Annotated in this window: 19 protein-coding genes and 1 tRNA gene; 1 reads left to right on the top strand and 19 read right to left on the bottom strand. The window is 61.2% G+C overall.

Translation table 11 applies throughout. The features are described from left to right. Positions 1-6: 6 nt before the first annotated feature. From ABNU55_RS07200 to ABNU55_RS07115, 18 genes are read right to left on the bottom strand one after another with little or no spacing between them, the layout of a single operon-like run. On the bottom strand, positions 7-1,686 hold the full coding sequence (locus ABNU55_RS07200; RefSeq protein ID WP_290748643.1) for a ribonuclease J: 1,680 nt from the start codon (positions 1,684-1,686) through the stop codon (positions 7-9). Further along, a complete protein-coding gene (locus tag ABNU55_RS07195) occupies positions 1,676-2,461 on the bottom strand; it encodes a type III pantothenate kinase (protein WP_290748645.1) in 786 nt (261 codons plus the stop codon). The genes ABNU55_RS07200 and ABNU55_RS07195 overlap by 11 nt, the downstream gene beginning before the upstream one ends. Next, complete coding sequence (locus tag ABNU55_RS07190) at positions 2,445-3,206, bottom strand: biotin--[acetyl-CoA-carboxylase] ligase (RefSeq protein ID WP_290748647.1); 762 nt, start codon at positions 3,204-3,206, stop codon at positions 2,445-2,447. The genes ABNU55_RS07195 and ABNU55_RS07190 overlap by 17 nt, the downstream gene beginning before the upstream one ends. Further along, positions 3,203-4,627: an NADH-quinone oxidoreductase subunit N gene (locus ABNU55_RS07185; RefSeq protein ID WP_290748655.1), complete on the bottom strand. Its 1,425-nt coding sequence runs from the start codon at positions 4,625-4,627 to the stop codon at positions 3,203-3,205. The genes ABNU55_RS07190 and ABNU55_RS07185 overlap by 4 nt, the downstream gene beginning before the upstream one ends. A 6-nt stretch (positions 4,628-4,633) precedes the next feature. Further along, positions 4,634-6,124, bottom strand: coding sequence for an NADH-quinone oxidoreductase subunit M (locus ABNU55_RS07180; RefSeq protein ID WP_290748657.1), 1,491 nt, complete (start codon positions 6,122-6,124; stop codon positions 4,634-4,636). Next, positions 6,124-8,283 (bottom strand): NADH-quinone oxidoreductase subunit L, encoded by a 2,160-nt coding sequence (nuoL, locus tag ABNU55_RS07175; RefSeq protein ID WP_290748660.1) that lies wholly within the window; start codon positions 8,281-8,283, stop codon positions 6,124-6,126. The genes ABNU55_RS07180 and nuoL overlap by 1 nt, the downstream gene beginning before the upstream one ends. A 7-nt stretch (positions 8,284-8,290) precedes the next feature. Next, positions 8,291-8,599, bottom strand: a complete 309-nt coding sequence (nuoK, locus tag ABNU55_RS07170) for an NADH-quinone oxidoreductase subunit NuoK (RefSeq protein WP_290748662.1) — start codon at positions 8,597-8,599, stop codon at positions 8,291-8,293. Between the two features lie 3 nt (positions 8,600-8,602). Continuing rightward, a complete protein-coding gene (locus tag ABNU55_RS07165) occupies positions 8,603-9,223 on the bottom strand; it encodes an NADH-quinone oxidoreductase subunit J (protein WP_290748664.1) in 621 nt (206 codons plus the stop codon). A gap of 33 nt (positions 9,224-9,256) precedes the next feature. Then, positions 9,257-9,742 (bottom strand): NADH-quinone oxidoreductase subunit NuoI, encoded by a 486-nt coding sequence (nuoI, locus tag ABNU55_RS07160; protein ID WP_290748669.1) that lies wholly within the window; start codon positions 9,740-9,742, stop codon positions 9,257-9,259. After that, on the bottom strand, positions 9,739-10,815 hold the full coding sequence (nuoH, locus tag ABNU55_RS07155; protein ID WP_290748672.1) for an NADH-quinone oxidoreductase subunit NuoH: 1,077 nt from the start codon (positions 10,813-10,815) through the stop codon (positions 9,739-9,741). The genes nuoI and nuoH overlap by 4 nt, the downstream gene beginning before the upstream one ends. A gap of 9 nt (positions 10,816-10,824) precedes the next feature. Next, entirely contained in the window at positions 10,825-12,927 is a 2,103-nt protein-coding gene (gene nuoG, locus ABNU55_RS07150) for an NADH-quinone oxidoreductase subunit NuoG (protein WP_290748681.1), read from the bottom strand. 4 nt (positions 12,928-12,931) lie between these two features. Continuing rightward, positions 12,932-13,318: a hypothetical protein gene (locus ABNU55_RS07145; protein ID WP_290748684.1), complete on the bottom strand. Its 387-nt coding sequence runs from the start codon at positions 13,316-13,318 to the stop codon at positions 12,932-12,934. Positions 13,319-13,336: 18 nt separating this feature from the next. Then, positions 13,337-14,641 (bottom strand): NADH-quinone oxidoreductase subunit NuoF, encoded by a 1,305-nt coding sequence (gene nuoF / locus ABNU55_RS07140; RefSeq protein WP_290748687.1) that lies wholly within the window; start codon positions 14,639-14,641, stop codon positions 13,337-13,339. Beyond that, complete coding sequence (nuoE, locus tag ABNU55_RS07135; protein WP_290748689.1) at positions 14,641-15,666, bottom strand: NADH-quinone oxidoreductase subunit NuoE; 1,026 nt, start codon at positions 15,664-15,666, stop codon at positions 14,641-14,643. The genes nuoF and nuoE overlap by 1 nt, the downstream gene beginning before the upstream one ends. Beyond that, on the bottom strand, positions 15,666-16,874 hold the full coding sequence (locus ABNU55_RS07130) for an NADH-quinone oxidoreductase subunit D (RefSeq protein ID WP_290748692.1): 1,209 nt from the start codon (positions 16,872-16,874) through the stop codon (positions 15,666-15,668). The genes nuoE and ABNU55_RS07130 overlap by 1 nt, the downstream gene beginning before the upstream one ends. After that, entirely contained in the window at positions 16,867-17,484 is a 618-nt protein-coding gene (locus tag ABNU55_RS07125; RefSeq protein WP_290748695.1) for an NADH-quinone oxidoreductase subunit C, read from the bottom strand. Before ABNU55_RS07125 ends, ABNU55_RS07130 begins: the two co-directional genes overlap by 8 nt. A 20-nt stretch (positions 17,485-17,504) precedes the next feature. Continuing rightward, positions 17,505-18,074: an NADH-quinone oxidoreductase subunit B gene (locus ABNU55_RS07120; RefSeq protein WP_290748697.1), complete on the bottom strand. Its 570-nt coding sequence runs from the start codon at positions 18,072-18,074 to the stop codon at positions 17,505-17,507. A 1-nt stretch (position 18,075) separates the two neighbouring features. Next, positions 18,076-18,450 carry an NADH-quinone oxidoreductase subunit A gene (locus ABNU55_RS07115; RefSeq protein WP_290748699.1) on the bottom strand — a complete coding sequence of 125 codons (375 nt, stop codon included), beginning with the start codon at positions 18,448-18,450 and terminating at the stop codon, positions 18,076-18,078. A 320-nt stretch (positions 18,451-18,770) separates the two neighbouring features. Between ABNU55_RS07115 and ABNU55_RS07110 the strand changes: the two genes are divergently transcribed. Next, the gene (locus ABNU55_RS07110; protein ID WP_348764278.1) at positions 18,771-19,151 is read left to right on the top strand and encodes a hypothetical protein; all 381 of its coding nucleotides are present in this window, start codon (positions 18,771-18,773) and stop codon (positions 19,149-19,151) included. A 365-nt stretch (positions 19,152-19,516) separates the two neighbouring features. Here the strand turns inward: ABNU55_RS07110 and ABNU55_RS07105 are convergent. Then, a tRNA-Phe gene (locus ABNU55_RS07105) sits at positions 19,517-19,591 on the bottom strand. Positions 19,592-19,653 lie beyond the last annotated feature (62 nt).

Genomic DNA, 19,653 nt, shown 5'->3' with positions numbered 1-19,653 from the left:
TCTGCCTCACACTCTCATCACGATTACATCGACCAGGGGCTTGCGCCCGAAGGTCCGTTCACACGCCTTGCGGATCGCGCGGACAAGCGCTGTCTCCACGGCATCATCATCTAGGCGTTTCCTGCGCGAGAGACCATCGAGCGCGTCGTCGCAGGCCGCTTCGATCTCGTCGATGGACTCGTCGGCGATACTCCCGTCCTTCTCCGACATGCCCCGCACCGCCAGATAAGGGCCGTCGGCAATCGCGCCGTTCTCATCAAGCGAGACACTGGCCGAAACATAGCCGAATTTGGAAATGGCGATCCGTTCGCGAAGCCCCTCGGACCCGGCCGGCACCAGACGGTTCCCATCCAGATGAAGCCGCCCATTCGGGACTGTGTCGATCACTTCCGCCTTGCCGGGCGCCAGCCTGATCAGGTCACCATTGCGGGGCGTGACGGCTTCGGGCACCTGCATGCTGCGCGCAAAGGCGGCATGCTCGACGATATGCCGGCGCTCACCATGTACCGGCACCGATATGCGCGGGCGCACCCACTGATACATGCGCTGCAGCTCATCGCGCGCCGGGTGGCCGGAGACATGGATCGGCTCCTTGGTCATCTTGTCGGTGATGATGCGCACGCCCTTCTCGGCCAGCGCGTTCTGCATCTCGAAGATGCCCTTCTCATTGCCCGGGATAACGCGTGAGGAGAAGATCGCCGTATCCCCCTCGCCAAGCGTAATATGCCGGTGCGTCCCGTGCGCGATCCGCCCCAGCGCCGCGCGCTCCTCGCCCTGGCTGCCCGTACACAGGATCAGGATATTCTCCGGCGGAAAGCTGCCCACATCGGCCTCGTCGACCAGGTCCGGCAGGTCTTTCAGGACGCCCGTCTGCACGGCGGCATCGACAATCTTGTGCATGCTGCGTCCGGCAAGGCAGACGCTCCGCCCGGCCTTGCGCGCCGCCTCGATCACGGTGGCAACGCGTGCCACGTTGGACGCGAACGTCGCGACCGCGATGCGCCCTTTCAGGCTGCCAACCAGTTCGATCAGATTCTTGCGGACCGTCGCTTCCGAGCCGCTCTCGCCTTCGACAAAGACGTTCGTACTGTCGCAGATCATGGCCAGCACGCCATCATCGCCAAGACGCTTCAGCCCCTCGACATCCACCCCCTCGCCCAGCAGCGGATCGGGGTCGATCTTCCAGTCACCCGTATGCAGGATCGTTCCGGACGGGGTCTCGATCGCCAGCGCATTCGGCTCCGGAATAGAATGGGTCAGCGTGATATAGCGGACCTTGAAGGGCCCGGTTTCCACTTCTCCGCCCATGGGCACGACATTCACATCGACTTTGCCGAGGCCGCGCTCGGCCAGCTTTCCGGCCACGAGGTGCGCGGTAAAGGGCGTTGCATAAAGCGGCGCACGCAGGCGCGGCCACAACAGACCCACCGCCCCGATATGATCCTCATGCGCGTGGGTCAGGAAGATCGCGTCGATCTGGTCCGCATGTTCGGCAATAAATTCCGGATCAGGGGTGATGAGATCAATGCCCGGCGTGGTATCATCGCCGAATGTCACGCCCAGATCGACCAGGATCCATCGCCTGTCATCGGGCGGACCATAGCCATAGGCGTTCAGGTTCATGCCGATTTCGCCGCAGCCGCCAAGCGGCAGGAAGACGAGTTCAGGCGTGTCCTTATTGGGCATCGGGTCCTTTCCGGTTCCGGCGGTAGATTTCCAGAAGACCGGACTCCATCAGGGTCTGGTCATAATGGTCGATCGTCGCGCTCGCGCCTTCAAAAAGCGAGGCGACGCCGCCGGTCGCAATTACAGTCATCGGCTGGCCGTATTCGGCCTTCACCCGTTTTACAAGGCCATCGATGAGGTCGATATAGCCCCAGAACACACCCGTCTGCATCGCAGCCACAGTCGAGTCGCCGATAATCTTCTCCGGCTTCTGGATGGCGATACGCGGCAGCTGCGCGGCCGCATCGTGAAGGGCGCGCATGGAAAGGTTGATGCCGGGGCTGATAATGCCGCCCTCGAACCCGCCATCCGGGCCGACAATATCCAGTGTCGTGGCCGTCCCGCTATCGATGACGATAAGCGCGCCCGGATATTTGATATGCGCGCCGATGGCCGCCACCAGACGGTCGGCGCCCACCTGTTCGGGCCGTGGAATACGGATCGGCGCACCAAGCTCGACGCCCGGCTCGCCCACGACCAGTGGCTCGGTGGCAAAATAGCGCCGCGCCAGATTACGGAAATTGAACAGGGCCTGCGGCACCACGCAGGAAATGACGCAGGCATCAATGTCATAGACCGACACCTTGCGCATATGCATCAACGGCTCCAGCCAGACGATATAATCGTCCGCGGTGCGCCGCGCATCGGTGGCGCTGCGCCACATCGCGACCCAGTCTTCGCCATCGTGAAGCGCGAAAACTGTATTCGTATTGCCGACATCAATTGCGAGCAGCATCGCCGTCAATCTCCTTTACCAGCTCTACATCCCCTGCCCGGATCGTCTGCGTCGCCCCGTCCGGCATTTCAAGCAGGAGGGCGCCATCAGGGCCAAGCCCCTTGAAAATGCCCATCTGGGCGTCATCGGCCTTGCCGACCGTTACCTGCTTGCCGAGGCCTTCAGCATGCCGCTCCCAGTCAGTAAGAAGGCTGTTGAAATCCTCGGCCGCCTGACGGCAACGCAGCACAAAGGCGGGCCGCAGCGCATCAAGGAAGATCTCGGGGGTTATTGCCTCATTCGCACCCAGTTTCAGAAGACTCGTCGCCGCCTGTCCGGCGCGCTCTGGCGCGGTGCGCACATTGATACCCATGCCGCACGCGACCCAGGTCGACTTTGACCTCGTCGTGCCGGCTTCAACAAGGATACCGCAAAGCTTTTCGCCGTCCGCGCGCACATCATTGGGCCATTTCAGCTGAAGCTGACCGCCCTCAATGAAGGCCGCGCAAGCGTCGAGTACGGCAAGACCGGACGCGAAGGGATAGCGGGTCGCGTTCGCAAGCCCGCCGGGCGCTTCGAACAAGGCCGTCACGAACAGATTGCCGGTCGGCGAATCCCAGACGCGCCCAAGACGCCCGCGCCCCGCAGTCTGCATCCGGCCCGCCAGCCAGACTGCACCGGTCTCTTCGGCCTGCGCGCGGCGCCTGGCCTCTTCATTCGTACTGTCGATCTCGTCGAACCAGAGGACCGGCGCGTCTGCGATCACTGCATGAACCCGGCAGACGCGCGCGTCGCCCAGTCGATAAAGGGCGAAATGAAGACGAAGAGCGCAAGACACGCCGCCGCCGACAGGTAGACCGCCGAAGACACCGCCGTATCGACCGGCTGGAAGCTTTCGGCCGGCTCCTTCACCCACATGATGAGGATGATCCGCAGATAATAGCCAAAGGCCAGGACCGAGCTCAGCACCAGGATGATGAGCAGCGGCAGAAGCCCGGCATTCCAGCCCGCCTCAAACAGAACCAGCTTGCCGAGGAAGCCCACCGCCAGCGGGAAGCCCGCGACCGAGATAAGGAGAACGGTCAAAGCGAGCGCCATGCCTGTGCGCCGGCGCACAAGACCGGACAGCTCATCGATATTCTCCACCATGCCGCCCTCACGGCGCATCGACATGACGCCGCCGAACAGACCGATGGACGCGATGACATAGGTCGTCATGAAGACGAGCAAGGCCGCCGCGCCAAATTCCGCGCCAGAGGCCACAGCCACCAGCGCATAGCCCATATTGGCGATGGAGGAGTAACCGAGCAGGCGTTTGAGGTTCGTCTGGTTCAGCGCACCGAAGGCGCCGATGACCATGGAGAGGGTCGCGATGATCGCGATGATCAGCTGCCAGTCCGCAAACACGCCCGGGAAGGCCGAGAAGAGCAGGTTCGCAAAGACGACCATGCTAGCCATTTTCGGCGCCGTCGCAAAGAAAGCGACCACCGGGCTCGGCGCGCCTTCATAGACGTCCGGCGTCCAGACATGCATCGGCGCTGCCGACACCTTGAACGCCATGCCGGAAATCATCAGCACCATGCCGAAGAGAAGACCGATGCCCCGCTCTGCACCAGCGATGTCGGCATAGGCGGTCGACCCGGTGAAGCCATACACCAGCGAAATCCCGTAAAGCAGAAGGCCAGAGGCCAGCGCACCCAGGACGAAATACTTCAGACCCGCTTCAGACGAGCGGATCGAGTCGCGGTGGAAGGAGGCCAGCACATAGGAAGAGAGGCTCAGCGTCTCGATCCCCATATAGAGCGTCATGAGGTTCGACGCCGAGAGGATGATCCCCATGCCCAGCGAGGCAAAGATCACCAGAAGCGGATACTCATAGCGGATCGTTTCATGGCGCTTGAGAAAATTCTCGCCCATCAGAAGCGTCGCCGCACCAGCGAGGAAGCTCACCACCTTGGCGAAATTCACGAACGGCCCCGTCGTGACGAGCCCGCCAAAGGCCGTGCCGCCATCCCAGTTCATGAGAACGACAAGCGCAGCCAGAACCAGTGTGGCTGCACCCAGCTTGAAGGAGATTGCGTTGAAACGATCGCCCATGACAGCGCCGGCCAGCACGCCGAGCAGGCCTGCGAGCGCGAGCAATAGCTCAGGCCCAATGGCAGAGATCATCGCCTGAAAATCGAGCATGTGCCTCTAGCCTCCGGTGATCATCTGAAGCGCGCGCAGGCTGGTTTCGCGCGTCACATCGAAAATTATATTTGGCATGATGCCGAGCAGGACCGTGCCGATCAGCAGCGGGACCAGGGTGATGAGTTCCTTGAGGGTCACATCCTGAATGGTCTCCAGTGCCGGATTGGTCACCTCGCCAAACACGGTGCGCCGGTAAAGCGTCAGCATATAGACGGCCGAGAAGATAACACCGAGCGCGGCGCCGGCAGCGGCCCAGGTCGAGGCCTGGAACGTGCCCGTCATGGTCAGGATCTCCCCGACAAACCCGCTGGTCCCCGGCAGGCCGACATTGGCCATAGAGAACAGCATGAAGATCGCCGCATAGACCGGCATCTTGTTCACCAGGCCGCCATAGGCCGCGATTTCCCGCGTATGGGTGCGGTCATAGACAACACCGACGATGAGGAAGAGCGCGCCGGAGATCAGGCCGTGCGAGATCATCTGGAAGATCGCGCCCTGTACGCCGACCTCGGTGAAGGAGAAGATACCGAGCGTCACGAAACCCATATGGGCGACGGACGAATAGGCGATCAGCTTCTTCATGTCGGTCTGGCGGAAAGCCACAAGAGACGCATAGACGATGGCGATCACCGACAGGGCGAACATCATCGGCTGGAAGAACTGGCTCGCATCCGGGAACATGGGCAGCGAGAAGCGCAGGAAGCCATAGCCGCCCATCTTCAGAAGGATACCCGCCAGGATGACGGAGCCGGCCGTCGGGGCCTGCACGTGCGCATCCGGCAGCCAGGTATGGACCGGCCACATGGGCAGCTTCACCGCGAAGGATGCAAAGAAGGCGAGCCACAGCCAGGTCTGCACCTCAGGTGCGAAGGCGTAATTCGCAAGCTGCGTGATGTCCGATGTGCCCGCCTGCATATACATGAAGACAATGGCAGCCAGCATGAAGAGCGAGCCAAGCAGCGTGTAGAGGAAGAATTTGAACGAGGCATAGATACGCTCTGCCCCGCCCCAGACACCGATGATGATGAACATCGGGATGAGGCCAGCCTCGAAGAAGACATAGAAGAGCACCATGTCCAGCGCGCAGAAGACGCCGATCATGAAGGTCTCAAGCACGAGGAAGGCAATCGTGTACTCGGTGACGCGCTCTTTCACAGAGCCGAAAGAGGCGATGAGGCTGATCGGGGTCAGCAGCGTCGTCAGCAGGATGAGCAGCAGCGACATGCCGTCGATGCCCAGCTTGTACTGCACCCCGGCAAACCAGCTGACTTCCTCGACAAGCTGATAGCCGGGCGCATCCACCTCAAAGCTGACCAGCATGACCAGCGAAGCCAGGAAGGTGGCCGCCGAGAAGATCAGCCCCGCCATGAGAGACTGGCGTCCACGCTCGGCATCGTCACCGCTTTTGCCGGTGGCCGTCTGCACCAGCATGATCAGCAAGGCACCAGCCAGCGGCAGAAATGTCACCGCCGTCAGAATCGGGAAATTACCCATTAGCCTGCCCCTCCGACACGCCAGAAGATCACCGCGCCAAAGACCAGCGCTGCGCCGATGATCACGAATGCATAATGATAGAGATAGCCGGTGTGCATCGCGGACAGGCGCCGCGAGCCCCAGCGAACGAGCGACGTCACGCCATCGGGCCCAAGCCCGTCAATGATGCGCTTGTCGCCGGTCTTCCAGAAGAAACCGCCCAGCCAGTAAGTGGCCTTCACAAAGGTCGCATTATAGATCTCGTCGAAATACCACTTGTTCGCGAACAGGCTGTGGAGCGGGCCGCCTGATGCGGCGATTTTCGCCCCGAAACCGCGATTGAACAGATAGGTAAAGGTTGCGATCAGGAAGCCGGTCACCGTCACGAAGAGCGGCGCCCAGAACACCCAGCCCGGCACATTGTACTTGTCGGCCAGCAGCGTGTTGTCGGTGGCGGTATAGATTGCGCCTGCCCAGAACGCGCCCTGATCATGGCCGACCATCGGATCGTAGAACAGGAAGCCGGCAAAGATCGCGCCCAGCGAGAGAAGGCCGAGCGGGATCAGCATGACGAGCGGGCTCTCATGCGGATCCTCATCATGGTGATGATGGCCGTGCTCGTCGACCGAGAGATGCTCATCAGCATGGCTGTCGAATTCCGGCGTCTCCGGTGGGATCGAATCCTCGCGCGGCCCATGGAACGTCATGTAGATGAGGCGCCAGGAATAGAAGCTTGTCAGCAGCGCCGCCACGATACCGAAGATGAAGGCCATCATGCCGAAGGTGACGCCTGCTTCGCCCGCCGCAAAGGCCGTTTCCAGGATCGCATCCTTGGAGAAGAAGCCGGCAAAGCCGAGCGATGTGTGCGGGATCCCAAGACCGATGATCGCAATCGTGCCGATCATCATCGCCGCATAGGTGAGCGGCATGAACTTCGCGACACCGCCCATGCGGCGCATATCCTGTTCATGGTGCATGCCATGGATGACAGACCCGGCGCCGAGGAAGAGCAGCGCCTTGAAGAAAGCGTGGGTGAACAGGTGGAACATGGCCGCCTGATAGGCGCCGACACCGGCGGCAAAGAACATGTAGCCGAGCTGCGAACAGGTCGAATAGGCGATGACGCGCTTGATGTCGTTCTGGGCCATGCCGACGGTCGCCGCATAGAGCGCGGTGACCGCGCCGATCAGTGTCACCATGCCGGCCGCGAACGGCGCGTACTCATAGATGGGAGAGACGAGGCAGACGAGATAGACGCCCGCCGTCACCATCGTCGCGGCGTGGATGAGCGCGGACACAGGCGTCGGGCCTTCCATCGCGTCCGGCAGCCAGACATGCAGGAAGAACTGCGCCGACTTGCCCATCGCCCCGATGAAGAGCAGCACGCCCATCACTTCGAGCGCAGGCACATTCCAGGCAAGGAACGGAATGACGAGATCATGGATCGGTGCCGCCTCGGCCAGTGCAAGCGGGGTCACGGTCGCATTCTCACGGATCGCGGTCAGCACAGGCTCGAATTCAACCGAGCCGAACACCACAAAGACCGCCATGATACCGAGCGCGAGACCAAAGTCGCCGACCCGGTTGGTCACGAACGCCTTGATGGCCGCCGCATTGGGCGCATCCCTGGTGTACCAGAAACCGATCAGAAGATACGAGGCGAGGCCCACGCCTTCCCAGCCAAAGAAGAGCTGGATGAAATTGTCCGCCGTCACCAGCATCAGCATCATGAAGGTGAAGAGCGACAGATAGGCAAAGAAGCGCGCCCGGTGCGGGTCTTCGCTCATATAGCCCCAGGAATAGAGGTGGACGAGGCCGGAGACGCCTGTGATCACGGCCATCATGACGATGGACATGGCATCGACGCGGATGGCCCAGTCCGCCTGGAACTGGCCGACATCCATCCAGGTCATCAGCGTGATGATATGCTGGATCGGCGCGACCATTGCGGCGCCATGTTCACCGGCTGCCGGCGCTGCCGTGTGAACGGCTTCGGCTACGCCGCCGCCAAAGGCGTACATGAAGAGCTGTATGACCGAGAGGATACCGGCCAGCCCGACCGTCCCGGTCGTGATCACCATGGCGCCGGTGTCGGTCACATACTTCTGGAACAGTCCGGCGATCAGGGCCGCGAGGCCCGGCGCCAGGACAATGAAGAGAAGTGCGATATCAGGAAGCATATCCAGCCTATCCCTTCATCAGGTCGACGCTCTCGACGGCGATGTCGCCGCGATTGCGGAAGAAAACAACGAGAATGGCGAGCCCGACAGCCGCTTCAGCGGCCGCAACGGTGAGCACCAGCATGGCGAAAATCTGTCCGGCAATCGTGCCCGAGAAGACGGAAAAGGCGACCAGATTGATATTGACCGACAGCAGGATGAGTTCGATCGCCATCAGGATGACGATGACGTTCTTGCGGTTCACGAAGATGCCGACGACACCGGTCGTGAACAGCATCGCCGAAACGGCGAGGAAATGGTTGATGGTAATATCCATGACCTAGAGCCCCTTCCCGGATTCGACATCAATACGGCGGGTCGCATCCTTGCGGGTCCGCGCGGTCTGCTTGGCGATGTTCTGCCGCTTCACATGCGGCTTGTGGCGCAGCGTCAGCACGATGGCGCCGATCATGGCGACCAGAAGCACGATGCCCGACAGCTGGAACAGCAGGAGGTATTCAGTGTACATCACCTGCCCGATGGCTTCGGCATTGGTTTCGGCGCCGGGGCTCGGGTTCAGCTCCGCCATATCGCTGCCGCGCGCAAAGGTGGCGAGCGCGATTTCCGCGATAAAGGCAATGCCGACCAGCGCGCCGAAAGGCAGATAGCTCAGAAAGCCCTGCTTCAGCTCAACGAAGTCGACGTCCAGCATCATCACCACGAACAGGAAGAGCACCGCGACGGCACCGACATAGACGACCACCAGAAGCATGGCGAGGAATTCCGCGCCGATCAGGACTAGCAGGCCTGCCGATGTGAAGAAGGCCGTGATGAGCCACAGCACGGAATGGACCGGGTTCTTGGCCGCGATCACGGCGATCGCCGAGAACGTCACGATCGCTGCCAGAATGTAGAAGGCGATGAGTTCCACCGGTACAGCCCCAATGTTGCCAGCAGCCATCAGGGCCGCTGCAGGAAAAGTGAAGGCGCCGCCCTAACGGTACGGCGCGTCGAGTTCAAGATTGCGCGCGATCAGCCGTTCCCAGCGGTCGCCATTCGCAAGCAGTCGGTCCTTGTCATAGTAGAGTTCTTCGCGCGTCTCCGTCGCGAATTCGAAATTCGGCCCTTCGACAATGGCATCCACCGGGCAGGCTTCCTGACAGAAGCCACAATAGATGCATTTCACCATGTCGATGTCATAGCGCGTCGTGCGGCGTGACCCGTCGGCGCGCGGCTCTGCCTCGATCGTGATCGCCTGTGCCGGACAGATCGCCTCGCACAGCTTGCACGCGATGCAGCGCTCTTCGCCATTGGGATAACGGCGCAGCGCATGTTCCCCGCGGAAACGCGGAGACAGAGGGTTTTTCTCGAACGGGTAGTTCACGGTCGCCTTGCGGGTGAACATCTCCTGGATGCCGATTTTGAAGGCATGCAGGAAGTCCGTCATCATGGCGCCGCGGAGGGACTGAACGATGTTCATGCCTGGACTCCTGTGTAAACGACATAGCCCGCGACGATGAAGACGGCGCCGAGCGAGGTCGGAAGGAAGATCTTCCAGCCAAGGCGCATCAGCTGGTCATAGCGATAGCGCGGAACCACGGCCTTCACGAGCGCAAACAGGAAGAAGAAGAAAACGGTCTTGGCCATGAACCAGGCGAGATGACCGAGGTTCACCATCCAGTCGGGGAAGTTCGACACGAAGGCCTCCCCAAACGGGATCGGGCCATGCCAGCCACCAAGGAAGAGCAGCGTCATCATCGCACACATGAGAACGATGTTGAGATACTCCCCGATCATGAAGAGCAGGTACGGCGTGGACGAATATTCCACCTGATAACCGGCCACCAGCTCCGATTCGGCCTCCGGCAGGTCGAAGGGCGGACGGTTCGTCTCGGCCAGTGCAGAGATGAAGAACATCACGAAAACGACCACCATCACCGGGAACAGGATGATGTTGTTGAAGCTGAACAGGTGCCAGGTCCAGAAGCCGCCCGACTGGTTCTCGGCAATGGCGCTGAGGTTCATTGAGCCGACAAGCAGGATCACGGTGATGATGATGAAGCCGATGGAGACTTCATAGGACACCATCTGCGCAGCCGAGCGTAGCGAGCCGAGAAACGGGTATTTCGAGTTCGATGCCCAGCCACCCATGATGATGCCATAGACACCGAGCGAGGACACCGCGAACAGGTAGAGGATGCCGACATTGAGGTCAGCAACCACCCAGCCCGGCGCCACGGGGATCACGGCCCAGGCTGCGAAGGCGAGCGTCAGCGACATGATCGGCGCCAGCAGGAAGACCGTCTTGTTCGCGCCCGCCGGAATGATGATTTCCTTCAGCAGGAATTTGCCGAAGTCGGCAAAACTCTGAAGCAGGCCGAACGGCCCGACCACGTTCGGGCCCTTGCGCATCATCACAGCCGCCCAGACCTTGCGGTCCATGAGCAGGAGGAAAGCAAGAGAGAGCAGCAGGACGACAGTGAACAGCAGGATCTGACCAATGACGGTCAGCCAGCCGAAAAGCAGTCCATGTTCCTGGATGAATGCACTCATGGCGCTCGCCTACTCCGCTGCTACCGGCGTTTCAAGGCCACGCTTCATGAGCGAGCATTCCGCCATAGTCTTTGATGCCCGTGCGATCGGGTTGGTCAGATAGAAATCCTCGAAAGGCGCTTCAAAAGGACGCGCTCCGGCGAGGTTTTTGGTGCCGCCTGCCGCTTTCGACAGAGCCTCATGGCCGCCTTTGCCCGGCGCGAAGCCAAGTCCGGCAAAGACCGGATTATGTTCGCGAATCTGCTCACGCAGCTCGTCCGCCGAATCATAGGAGAGCGGCTTCTCCAGAATTTCAGAGAGCGCCCGGAAGATCGCCCAGCCTTCGCGCGCCTCGCCCTTCGGCTGAACCGCCTTGCCGGTCATCTGGACACGGCCTTCCGTATTCACATAGGTCGCTTCCATTTCCGTATAGGCCGCGCAGGGCAGGACAATATCCGCCCTTGAGGCGCCCCGGTCGCCGTGAGAGCCGACATAGATCACCGTGGTCTCCTGGCTGACGCGCGAGAGGTCGACCTCATCGGCGCCGAGCAGGACCAGCGTGTCGACGCCGCCCTCCAGCATGCCTTTGGTGTCGAGACCGTTTTCGCCCGGCACAAACCCTGTATCGAGGGCGCCGACGCGGCCGGCGGCATTGTGGAGCACGCCGAACCCCGCCCAGTCTTCACTGATGGCGCCCGCATCCTGCGCGATCTTGAGCGCCGCGTTCAGCACATCCTCGCCCTGCTCACCGACCAGCGCCTGCTCGCCGACAACGACCATCGGACGCTTGGCATTCTTGAACGCCTTCACAAAGGCGCTGTCGCCATCGAGCAGACCATCGAGATCGGCCGGGCCGGTCCCGAGATGATCATAGCCATAGGTGAGGTCGACGGGTTCGCCGACGAGGCCCACCTGAAGGTCATTCCACAGCCAGGCCTTGCGGATACGCGCATTCCAGACAGCCGCCTCGACACGCGGATTGGTGCCGATCAGTAGAAGCGCATCGGCTTCCTCGGCGCCCATCAGCGTCGGGTTCAGGATATATTTCTCACGGACGCCATCGGCGCCATAGCCTGCCCCTTCAGGCCGGCAATCGGTCGAGACCATGTCCAGGCTGCGCGCCAGATCCAGCGCGGCGCGGGCCTGTTCGACTTCGATCAGGTCACCCGCAATAAAGCCCGTCTTGGCGCCGGAGGCCTTCAGGGCTTCGGCCGTCTTCTTCAGCGCTTCCGGCCAGCTAGCCGGCTTCAGCTTGCCGCCCTCTCGTACATAAGGACGATCAAGGCGCTGACGGGCAAGGCCGTCCCAGATGAAGCGCGACTTGTCCGACAGCCACTCCTCATTCACCTCTTCATTCACGACAGGCATGATCCGCATGACGCCCGCGCCCTTCGCATCCACCCGGATGGCTGCGCCCATCGCGTCCATGATGTCGATGGATTCGGTCTTGCGCAGCTCCCACGGGCGCGCATTGTAGGCATAGGGCTTGGAGGTCAGCGCGCCGACCGGGCAGAGATCGATGACATTGCCGGAAAGCTCTGAGGACAGCGACTCTTCCAGATAGGTCGTGATCTCCGCATCCTCGCCGCGCGAGATCATGCCGAGTTCTTCAACGCCCGCAACCTCGGCCGCAAAGCGCACGCAGCGTGTGCACTGGATGCAGCGGGTCATGATCGTCTTGACCAGCGGGCCCATATTCTTGTTCTCGACCGCGCGCTTGTTCAGCGAATAGCGTGAGCCCGACCGGCCATAGGCCATGGCCTGGTCCTGAAGGTCGCACTCACCGCCCTGGTCGCAGATCGGGCAATCCAGCGGGTGATTGATCAGCAGGAATTCCATGACGCCATTGCGCGCCTTCTCGACATAGTCGCCGGAGGTCAGAATGTTCGGCGGCGTGCCGTCAGGGTTCATCCGCATGTCGCCAACGGTCTGCGCACAGGACGCGATCGGCTTTGGCGCGCCCTTCCACTGAACCAGGCACATGCGGCAATTACCGGCTACCGACAGGCGCTCATGATAGCAGAAGCGCGGGATCTCGGCGCCAGCCTCCTCACACGCCTGCATCAGCGTGTAGTGCCTGGGGACCTCAATGTCCTTGCCGTCGATATTCAGTTTGAAAAGGTCGTCAGCCATGGCTTTAGAACTCTTGTACGGGATTGAAATCAGGCTCGCGCGACAGCGTATTCCAGCGCGCCAGCAGATAGGTTGGAATGATCAGGGCAAGGCTGCCCAGCAAGGAAGACGGGCGTGCGACCCGTGCACCCTGACCGAACAGGTCATAGCCCACGCTCATCAGGAGTGAGATGACGGCAACCGCAAGGATCGCCCAGAGATATTTGGTCGACACCAGCGACATGACCCCCAGAACCGCCAGGGCCACCATCTGGAAAATCGGCAGCGACAGCGATCCAAAGGACAGCATATCCAGGCCGAAATGCTGCACCGTCACGATCAGGGCGAACGTGTTCGTCCCGATGATGATGGCGCACCAGACGGCTGTCAGGATATTGCGGAACATGGTCATGACGTCTCGCCGGCTCCCCTACTCTGCTGCGACCGTTGCACCGCGCACGACCGTCTTGGGCGCCCGGTACTCATTGATGCGGTCTTCGATCTCATGGCGGAAGTGACGGATGAGGCCCTGAACCGGCCAGGCCGCTGCATCGCCGAGGGCGCAGATCGTGTGACCTTCGACCTGTCCGGCCACATCCAGCAGCATGTCGATATCGGCCATTTCGGCCTGCCCCTTGGCCATGCGCTCCAGCACGCGCCACATCCAGCCCGTACCTTCACGGCACGGCGTACACTGGCCGCAGCTTTCATGCTTGTAGAAGTAGGAAATCCGCGCAATCGCTTGGATGAGGTCGGTCGACTTGTCCATCACGATAACGGCCGCCGTGCCGAGACCCGAGCGCAGGTCGCGCAGCGTGTCGAAATCCATATAGGCGTCCATGATCTGCTCGGCTGGCACCATCGGCACCGATGAGCCACCCGGGATGACCGCCTTCAGATTGTCCCAGCCGCCACGGATGCCACCGCAATGGGTCTCGATGAGATCACGGAAGGTGATCGACATCTCTTCCTCGACATTGCACGGCTTGTTCACATGGCCGGACACGCAGAAGAGCTTGGTGCCCGTATTGTTCGGACGGCCAAAGCCCGCAAACCACTCGGCCCCGCGGCGCAGGATCGTTGGCGCGACAGCAATCGATTCGACATTGTTCACCGTGGTCGGGCAGCCATAGAGGCCGGCATTGGCCGGGAATGGCGGCTTCAGGCGCGGCTGGCCTTTCTTGCCTTCGAGGCTTTCCAGAAGGGCCGTTTCCTCGCCGCAGATATAGGCCCCTGCGCCATGGTGGACATAGAGATCGAAATCCCAGCCATTCTTGTTGTTCTTGCCGATCAGGCCGGCCTCATAGGCTTCCTTGACGGCCGCCTCCAGCGCCTCGCGCTCGGCGATATACTCACCGCGCAGATAGACGTAGCAGGCATGCGCGCGCATCGCATAGGAGGCCACCATGCAGCCTTCGATCAGAAGGTGCGGATCGTGACGCATGATCTCGCGGTCCTTGCAGGTGCCCGGCTCGGACTCGTCTGCATTGACGACAAGATAGTGCGGACGGTCACGAACCTCTTTCGGCATGAAGGTCCATTTGAGGCCGGTCGGAAAGCCTGCCCCGCCCCGGCCGCGAAGACCTGAAGCCTTGATCTGGTCGCAGATCCATTCCGGTGTCTGCTGCAGCATTTCGCGCGTCAGGTGCCAGGCACCGCGCTTCTTTGCTTCCTCGAGGCCCGGCGAATGCGCGCCATAGAGATTGGTGAAGATGCGATCCTTGTCCTGCAGCATTAGCTCTTGTCCTCAGATGCAAGTGTCTTGGCCTGCGAAATCCATTCCTCGCGCTGGATACGCCCCCGGAAGGACAGATACCCGTCGACCCATTTCACATTGTCGTCGCTCCAGGCAGCGATCTGCGCAAAGCGATGGACGCCCAGCTCATTGAGCTGCGTCTCAATTTTCGGCCCGATCCCCTTGATTTTCTTCAGGTCATCGGACTCTTCGGCGTCGATGTCCGCAGCTTCCGGGCGCTCACCCTCCAGCTCAAGCTCATCGTCGGCTTTCTCGACCGCAGCCTTGGAGGTTTCCTCGCGGTCGACATTGGTCGGCTTGGACCGGGCGGGCTCGCCCTTGGCTTCGGCTTCCGGCTTGTCGCCATTGGTTGCTTCGGGAAGATTCGGCAGACCGGCGACGCCATTGCGCGAGCCATCATAGAGCCCGCCTTCCTTCAGCGTCGTGGCTCCGCCTTCCGGCGCGCTGTTCAGCCGGTCAACGAAATTGCCGGGCTCAACGGCCACACCGCCCGCCAGTTTCGACAGGATCTCGTCCAGCGTCTCCGGCGTCAGATCCTCATAATAATAGTCATTGATCTGCACCATGGGCGCATTCACGCAGGCACCAAGGCACTCGACCTCTTCCCAGGAAAGCCGGCCGTCATCGGTCACAGCCATCTTCTTGCCGATGCGCTTCTCGCAGACCTTTTTGAGGTCATTGGCCCCGCGCAGCATGCAGGGCGTCGTGCCGCACAGCTGGACGTGGTTCTTGCCGACCGGCTGGAGGCGGAACATCGTATAGAAGGTCGCGACCTCATAGACGCGGATATACGGCATCTCCAGACGGTCAGCGACGGTGCGCATGGCCGGCTCGGACAGCCAGCCGCCATTATCCTTCTGCGCCAGCCAGAGCAGCGGGATCACCGCCGAACGCTTCTTGTCAGCCGGATACTTGCCCAGCCAGAACTCAATCGTCGGCTCTGTTTCGGCGTTGAAGGCGAATGTTTCGCCGCCCGCCTCAAGATCAAAACGGCGTAGGGCCATTAGCGGTCGATCTCCCCAAACACGATATCGAGCGAACCCAGAATGGCAGACACGTCTGCCAGCATGTGGCCCTTGCAAAGATGGTCCATGGCCGCGAGGTGCGGATAGCCCGGTGCCCGGATCTTTGCGCGGTAAGGCCGGTTCGTCCCGTCAGAAACCAGATAGACACCGAACTCGCCCTTCGGCGCCTCGACGCAGGCATAGACCTCGCCCTCAGGCACGTGGAAGCCTTCGGTGTAGAGCTTGAAGTGGTGGATGAGCGCTTCCATGGAGCGCTTCATGTCGCCACGGCGCGGCGGCGAGACCTTGGAGCCCGCCAGCAGAACCTCGCCTTCCGGCATGTTCTCGATGCACCATTTCATGATGTCATTCGACACCAGCATCTCTTCCATGCGGCAGACATAGCGGTCGTAATTGTCGCCATTATTGCCGACGACGACCTTGAAGACCTCGCCCGGAATCTCGTCATAGATTTCGTAAGGCTGCGAGCGGCGAAGGTCCCAGGCAAGGCCGGACCCGCGCACCATCACGCCGGAAAAGCCCCACTCCATGATCATCTTCTCATCGACAACGCCGATATCGACATTGCGCTGCTTGAAGATACGGTTCTCGGTAATGAGACCCTCAATATGCGCAATCGCGTCCGGGAAGCGGCTGCAGAAATAGGAAATATCGTCCAGCAGGTCTGGCGGAAGATCCTGGTGGACCCCGCCCGGACGGAAATAGGCAGAGTGCATGCGCGAGCCGGAGGCGCGCTCATAAAAGCCCATCAGGACTTCGCGCTCTTCAAAGCCCCAAGTAATAGGCGCCAGCGCGCCGCAGTCCATCGCCTGCGTCGTGATATTCAGCATGTGCGACAGGATGCGGCCGATTTCCGAATAGAGCACCCGGATGAACTTCGCGCGGCGCGGCACCTCGATGCCCAGCAGACGCTCGATCGCCAGACACCAGGCATGTTCCTGGTTCATCGGTGCGACATAATCCAGCCGGTCGAAATAAGGCAGGCCCTGTAGATAGGTCTTGTACTCGAGCAGCTTCTCGGTGCCGCGATGCAGCAGGCCGACATGGCTGTCGATCCGCTCGACGACTTCGCCATCGAGGTCCATGATCATGCGAAGCACGCCGTGCGCGGCCGGGTGCTGCGGGCCGAAGTTCAGCGTGAACTTGCGGTCGTCGTCGCTCGCGGAAATATAAGCGCTATCAGCCATTATCAGCCTCGCTCTCAGCCTTCTCGTCGCCCGGCAGCTCTTTGGTCATGCCTTCCCATGGCGAGAGGAAATCGAAATTCCGGTATTCCTGCACGAGGGTCACCGGCTCGTTCACGACGCGCTTTTCAAGGTCATCATAGCGCACTTCAGTGTAACCGGTCAGCGGGAAGTCCTTGCGCAGCGGATAGCCTTCGAAGCCATAATCCGTCAGCAGGCGGCGCATGTCCGGATGGCCGGCAAAGCGGATGCCATACATGTCGAAGGCTTCGCGCTCGAACCAGTCGGCGCTGGGGTGAAGGCCGGTCAGGCTCGGTACAGCCGCAGCCTCATCGGTAAAGACCTTGATGCGGATGCGCTGGTTCAGCCGCATCGACAGGAAGTGATAGACGACCTCAAAGCGCTGGCTGCGCTCCGGATAGTCGACCCCGCAGATATCGATCAGCGTCTCGAAAACGCACTGATTGTCATCCTTGAGGAATTTCGACAGCCGCAGGATCGAATCGCGCTCGGCAACCAGCGTCAGCTCACCATGGCTGACATGGAAGCTTTTCACCATGTCGGCGCACGAGTCGCTGATATGTTCGCCAAGTTCTTTCAGGGCTTCAATCATGACCAGTCAATCCTTCTCGCCTAGCGCTCGATCGAGCCTTCGCGGCGGATTTTCTTCTGAAGTTGCAGCATGCCATAGACCAGCGCCTCGGCGGTCGGCGGACAGCCTGGCACATAGATATCGACCGGCACGATCCGGTCACAGCCACGCACCACGGAATAGGAATAGTGATAATAGCCGCCGCCATTGGCGCAGGAGCCCATGGACACGACATAGCGCGGCTCCGGCATCTGGTCATAGACCTTGCGGAGCGCGGGCGCCATCTTGTTGGTGAGCGTCCCGGCCACGATCATCACGTCGGACTGGCGCGGGGAGCCGCGCGGCGCCATGCCAAAGCGCTCAAGGTCATAGCGGGGGTTGCCCGCCTGCATCATCTCGACCGCGCAACAGGCCAGACCGAACGTCATCCACATGAGCGAGCCCGAGCGCGCCCAGCCGATCAGGTCATCGGCCCGCGCGGTGAAATAGCCCTTGTCGGCAAGATGATCGGAGAGGCCCGCAAAGAACGGGTCGTCAGGGCGCACATCATGTCCGCCTTCGACACCGGCGCGTCCGGCGCCCAGTGCATATGGCTTGTAATCGTCGGCCATTCTATTCCCACTCCAGCGCCCCACGGCGCCATTCGTATATGAAACCCACCGTCAGCACGCCGAGGAACACCACCATGGACCAGAAGCCAAAAACGCCGATGGCGCCGAGGCTGACAGCCCATGGAAACAGGAAGGCGACTTCAAGGTCGAAGATGATGAAGAGGATGGCGACAAGATAGAAGCGCACATCGAACTTCATCCGCGCGTCGTCAAACGCGTTGAAACCACACTCATAGGCCGAGTTCTTTTCCGGGTCCGGATTGGACGGCGCCAGGATGGCCGCGCCAATGATGAACAAGAGCGACAGGATCACGCCAAGGCCCAGGAAAAGGATCACTGGCAGATAGTCGAGAGCAAACTGTTCAATCTCGGTCATGGAAGTCATGCTCCTCGAAGGACGGGGCGTCGAAAGCGTCGGGTTAGGACGCTTTCAGCGCGATGGCAACATGCCATGCCCATCATAACTAACCCGGATTGCGGAAATTTCTGCCCCCTCGTCTGCGGCGAGGCGACGCGCCGGCTGCAAAGCGCTTCCAGTTGAAAATGCGAGCAATTCGCAGGTGCAGCATTCGCCACCCGAGGCAGGCCTTAAAAACACCGCCCATGCACCCCGGATGCACCGCCGGAACACCGTGCCTGCACTGGCTTTGCACCAATAGTTTCCGCCCCCGCTCGCGCCCGGCCTAGTCTTGGCCCATGATCGCCCGCGACTGGATCCTCGATGTGCTCGCAAAGCTGGAGCTTCGCTACTGGCCGGTCTTCCTGTGGCAGCTCTGGTGGCTGGACCGCTATATGAAGGCCCGGCGCGCAGAGCATAGCTCCGGCCTCATCGGCTACAGCGTCTGCGCAAGAGGCCGCATCTACATCACCCTCCAGGCCTTCGGCGACAAACCGGACCCCAATGACTGGACAAGGTTCGCGCCGCGAACGCCCTGGGAAAAGCTCGCGCCCGGACGCGCGATGAACATGCTCGCTTCTGAGGGCCCTTCACATCGGGATGAAGAGCCTTCCGTCTCCACTCGCTTCGTATGGGGCGACACTGCCCTTGCCTCGCACGCTGCCCTTCATCCACCCTGAAGCTCTGAACCGCACAGCTCAAAGCGCTCATCCTGAGCGAAGTCGAAGGACGAGCGCGGGCACACAAGAGGCCCTTCTCCGAAAACGCCTGAAAAAGCTGGTCTTCAATAAACCGGGATCATGACCGCAGCCCCACCGGGCCTGCGGCCGCACCTGCTGGCTTTAGTCTTCTCGAGAGTCCCGGCCTCATCCTGAGCCTGTCGAAGGATGAAGCCCCAGCGCCCAAGCCCCCCCCACAAGCGCGATACGTCCGGCGCAGCCCTGAGCCCGATCCATCGCGCAGCAAAGCGAAGCGGGGATCAAAACGAAAAGCCCTGAGCACGCTTCATGTGAGGCGCGCAGCGACGATACGGAAGCAAGGAAAATGGTGCCCGGGGGCGGATTTGAACCACCGACACGCGGATTTTCAATCCGCTGCTCTACCCCTGAGCTACCCGGGCGGGTCACTGGGGAAACGGCGTCATAACGCCCAGTCCCTTTATTGTCCAATCCCCTGTTTGAT

Source organism: uncultured Henriciella sp. (genome assembly GCF_964005855.1).
GTDB lineage: Bacteria > Pseudomonadota > Alphaproteobacteria > Caulobacterales > Hyphomonadaceae > Henriciella.
This window is presented reverse-complemented; position numbering and strand designations above follow the sequence as displayed.

Excerpts from the sequence above, each read along its gene's own strand:
- nuoE (WP_290748689.1), bottom strand. The coding sequence starts at position 15,666 with ATGGCCCTACGCCGTTTTGATCTTGAGGCGGGCGGCGAAACATTCGCC.
- ABNU55_RS07145 (WP_290748684.1), bottom strand. The coding sequence starts at position 13,318 with ATGACCATGTTCCGCAATATCCTGACAGCCGTCTGGTGCGCCATCATC.
- ABNU55_RS07125 (WP_290748695.1), bottom strand. The coding sequence starts at position 17,484 with ATGATTGAAGCCCTGAAAGAACTTGGCGAACATATCAGCGACTCGTGC.
- ABNU55_RS07110 (WP_348764278.1), top strand. The coding sequence starts at position 18,771 with ATGATCGCCCGCGACTGGATCCTCGATGTGCTCGCAAAGCTGGAGCTT.
- nuoL (WP_290748660.1), bottom strand. The coding sequence starts at position 8,283 with ATGCTTCCTGATATCGCACTTCTCTTCATTGTCCTGGCGCCGGGCCTC.
- nuoH (WP_290748672.1), bottom strand. The coding sequence starts at position 10,815 with ATGAGTGCATTCATCCAGGAACATGGACTGCTTTTCGGCTGGCTGACC.
- nuoG (WP_290748681.1), bottom strand. The coding sequence starts at position 12,927 with ATGGCTGACGACCTTTTCAAACTGAATATCGACGGCAAGGACATTGAG.
- nuoF (WP_290748687.1), bottom strand. The coding sequence starts at position 14,641 with ATGCTGCAGGACAAGGATCGCATCTTCACCAATCTCTATGGCGCGCAT.
- ABNU55_RS07115 (WP_290748699.1), bottom strand. The coding sequence starts at position 18,450 with ATGACCGAGATTGAACAGTTTGCTCTCGACTATCTGCCAGTGATCCTT.
- ABNU55_RS07200 (WP_290748643.1), bottom strand. The coding sequence starts at position 1,686 with ATGCCCAATAAGGACACGCCTGAACTCGTCTTCCTGCCGCTTGGCGGC.
- ABNU55_RS07195 (WP_290748645.1), bottom strand. The coding sequence starts at position 2,461 with ATGCTGCTCGCAATTGATGTCGGCAATACGAATACAGTTTTCGCGCTT.
- nuoI (WP_290748669.1), bottom strand. The coding sequence starts at position 9,742 with ATGAACATCGTTCAGTCCCTCCGCGGCGCCATGATGACGGACTTCCTG.
- ABNU55_RS07180 (WP_290748657.1), bottom strand. The coding sequence starts at position 6,124 with ATGGGTAATTTCCCGATTCTGACGGCGGTGACATTTCTGCCGCTGGCT.
- nuoK (WP_290748662.1), bottom strand. The coding sequence starts at position 8,599 with ATGGATATTACCATCAACCATTTCCTCGCCGTTTCGGCGATGCTGTTC.
- ABNU55_RS07185 (WP_290748655.1), bottom strand. The coding sequence starts at position 4,627 with ATGCTCGATTTTCAGGCGATGATCTCTGCCATTGGGCCTGAGCTATTG.
- ABNU55_RS07130 (WP_290748692.1), bottom strand. The coding sequence starts at position 16,874 with ATGGCTGATAGCGCTTATATTTCCGCGAGCGACGACGACCGCAAGTTC.
- ABNU55_RS07120 (WP_290748697.1), bottom strand. The coding sequence starts at position 18,074 with ATGGCCGACGATTACAAGCCATATGCACTGGGCGCCGGACGCGCCGGT.
- ABNU55_RS07165 (WP_290748664.1), bottom strand. The coding sequence starts at position 9,223 with ATGGCTGCTGGCAACATTGGGGCTGTACCGGTGGAACTCATCGCCTTC.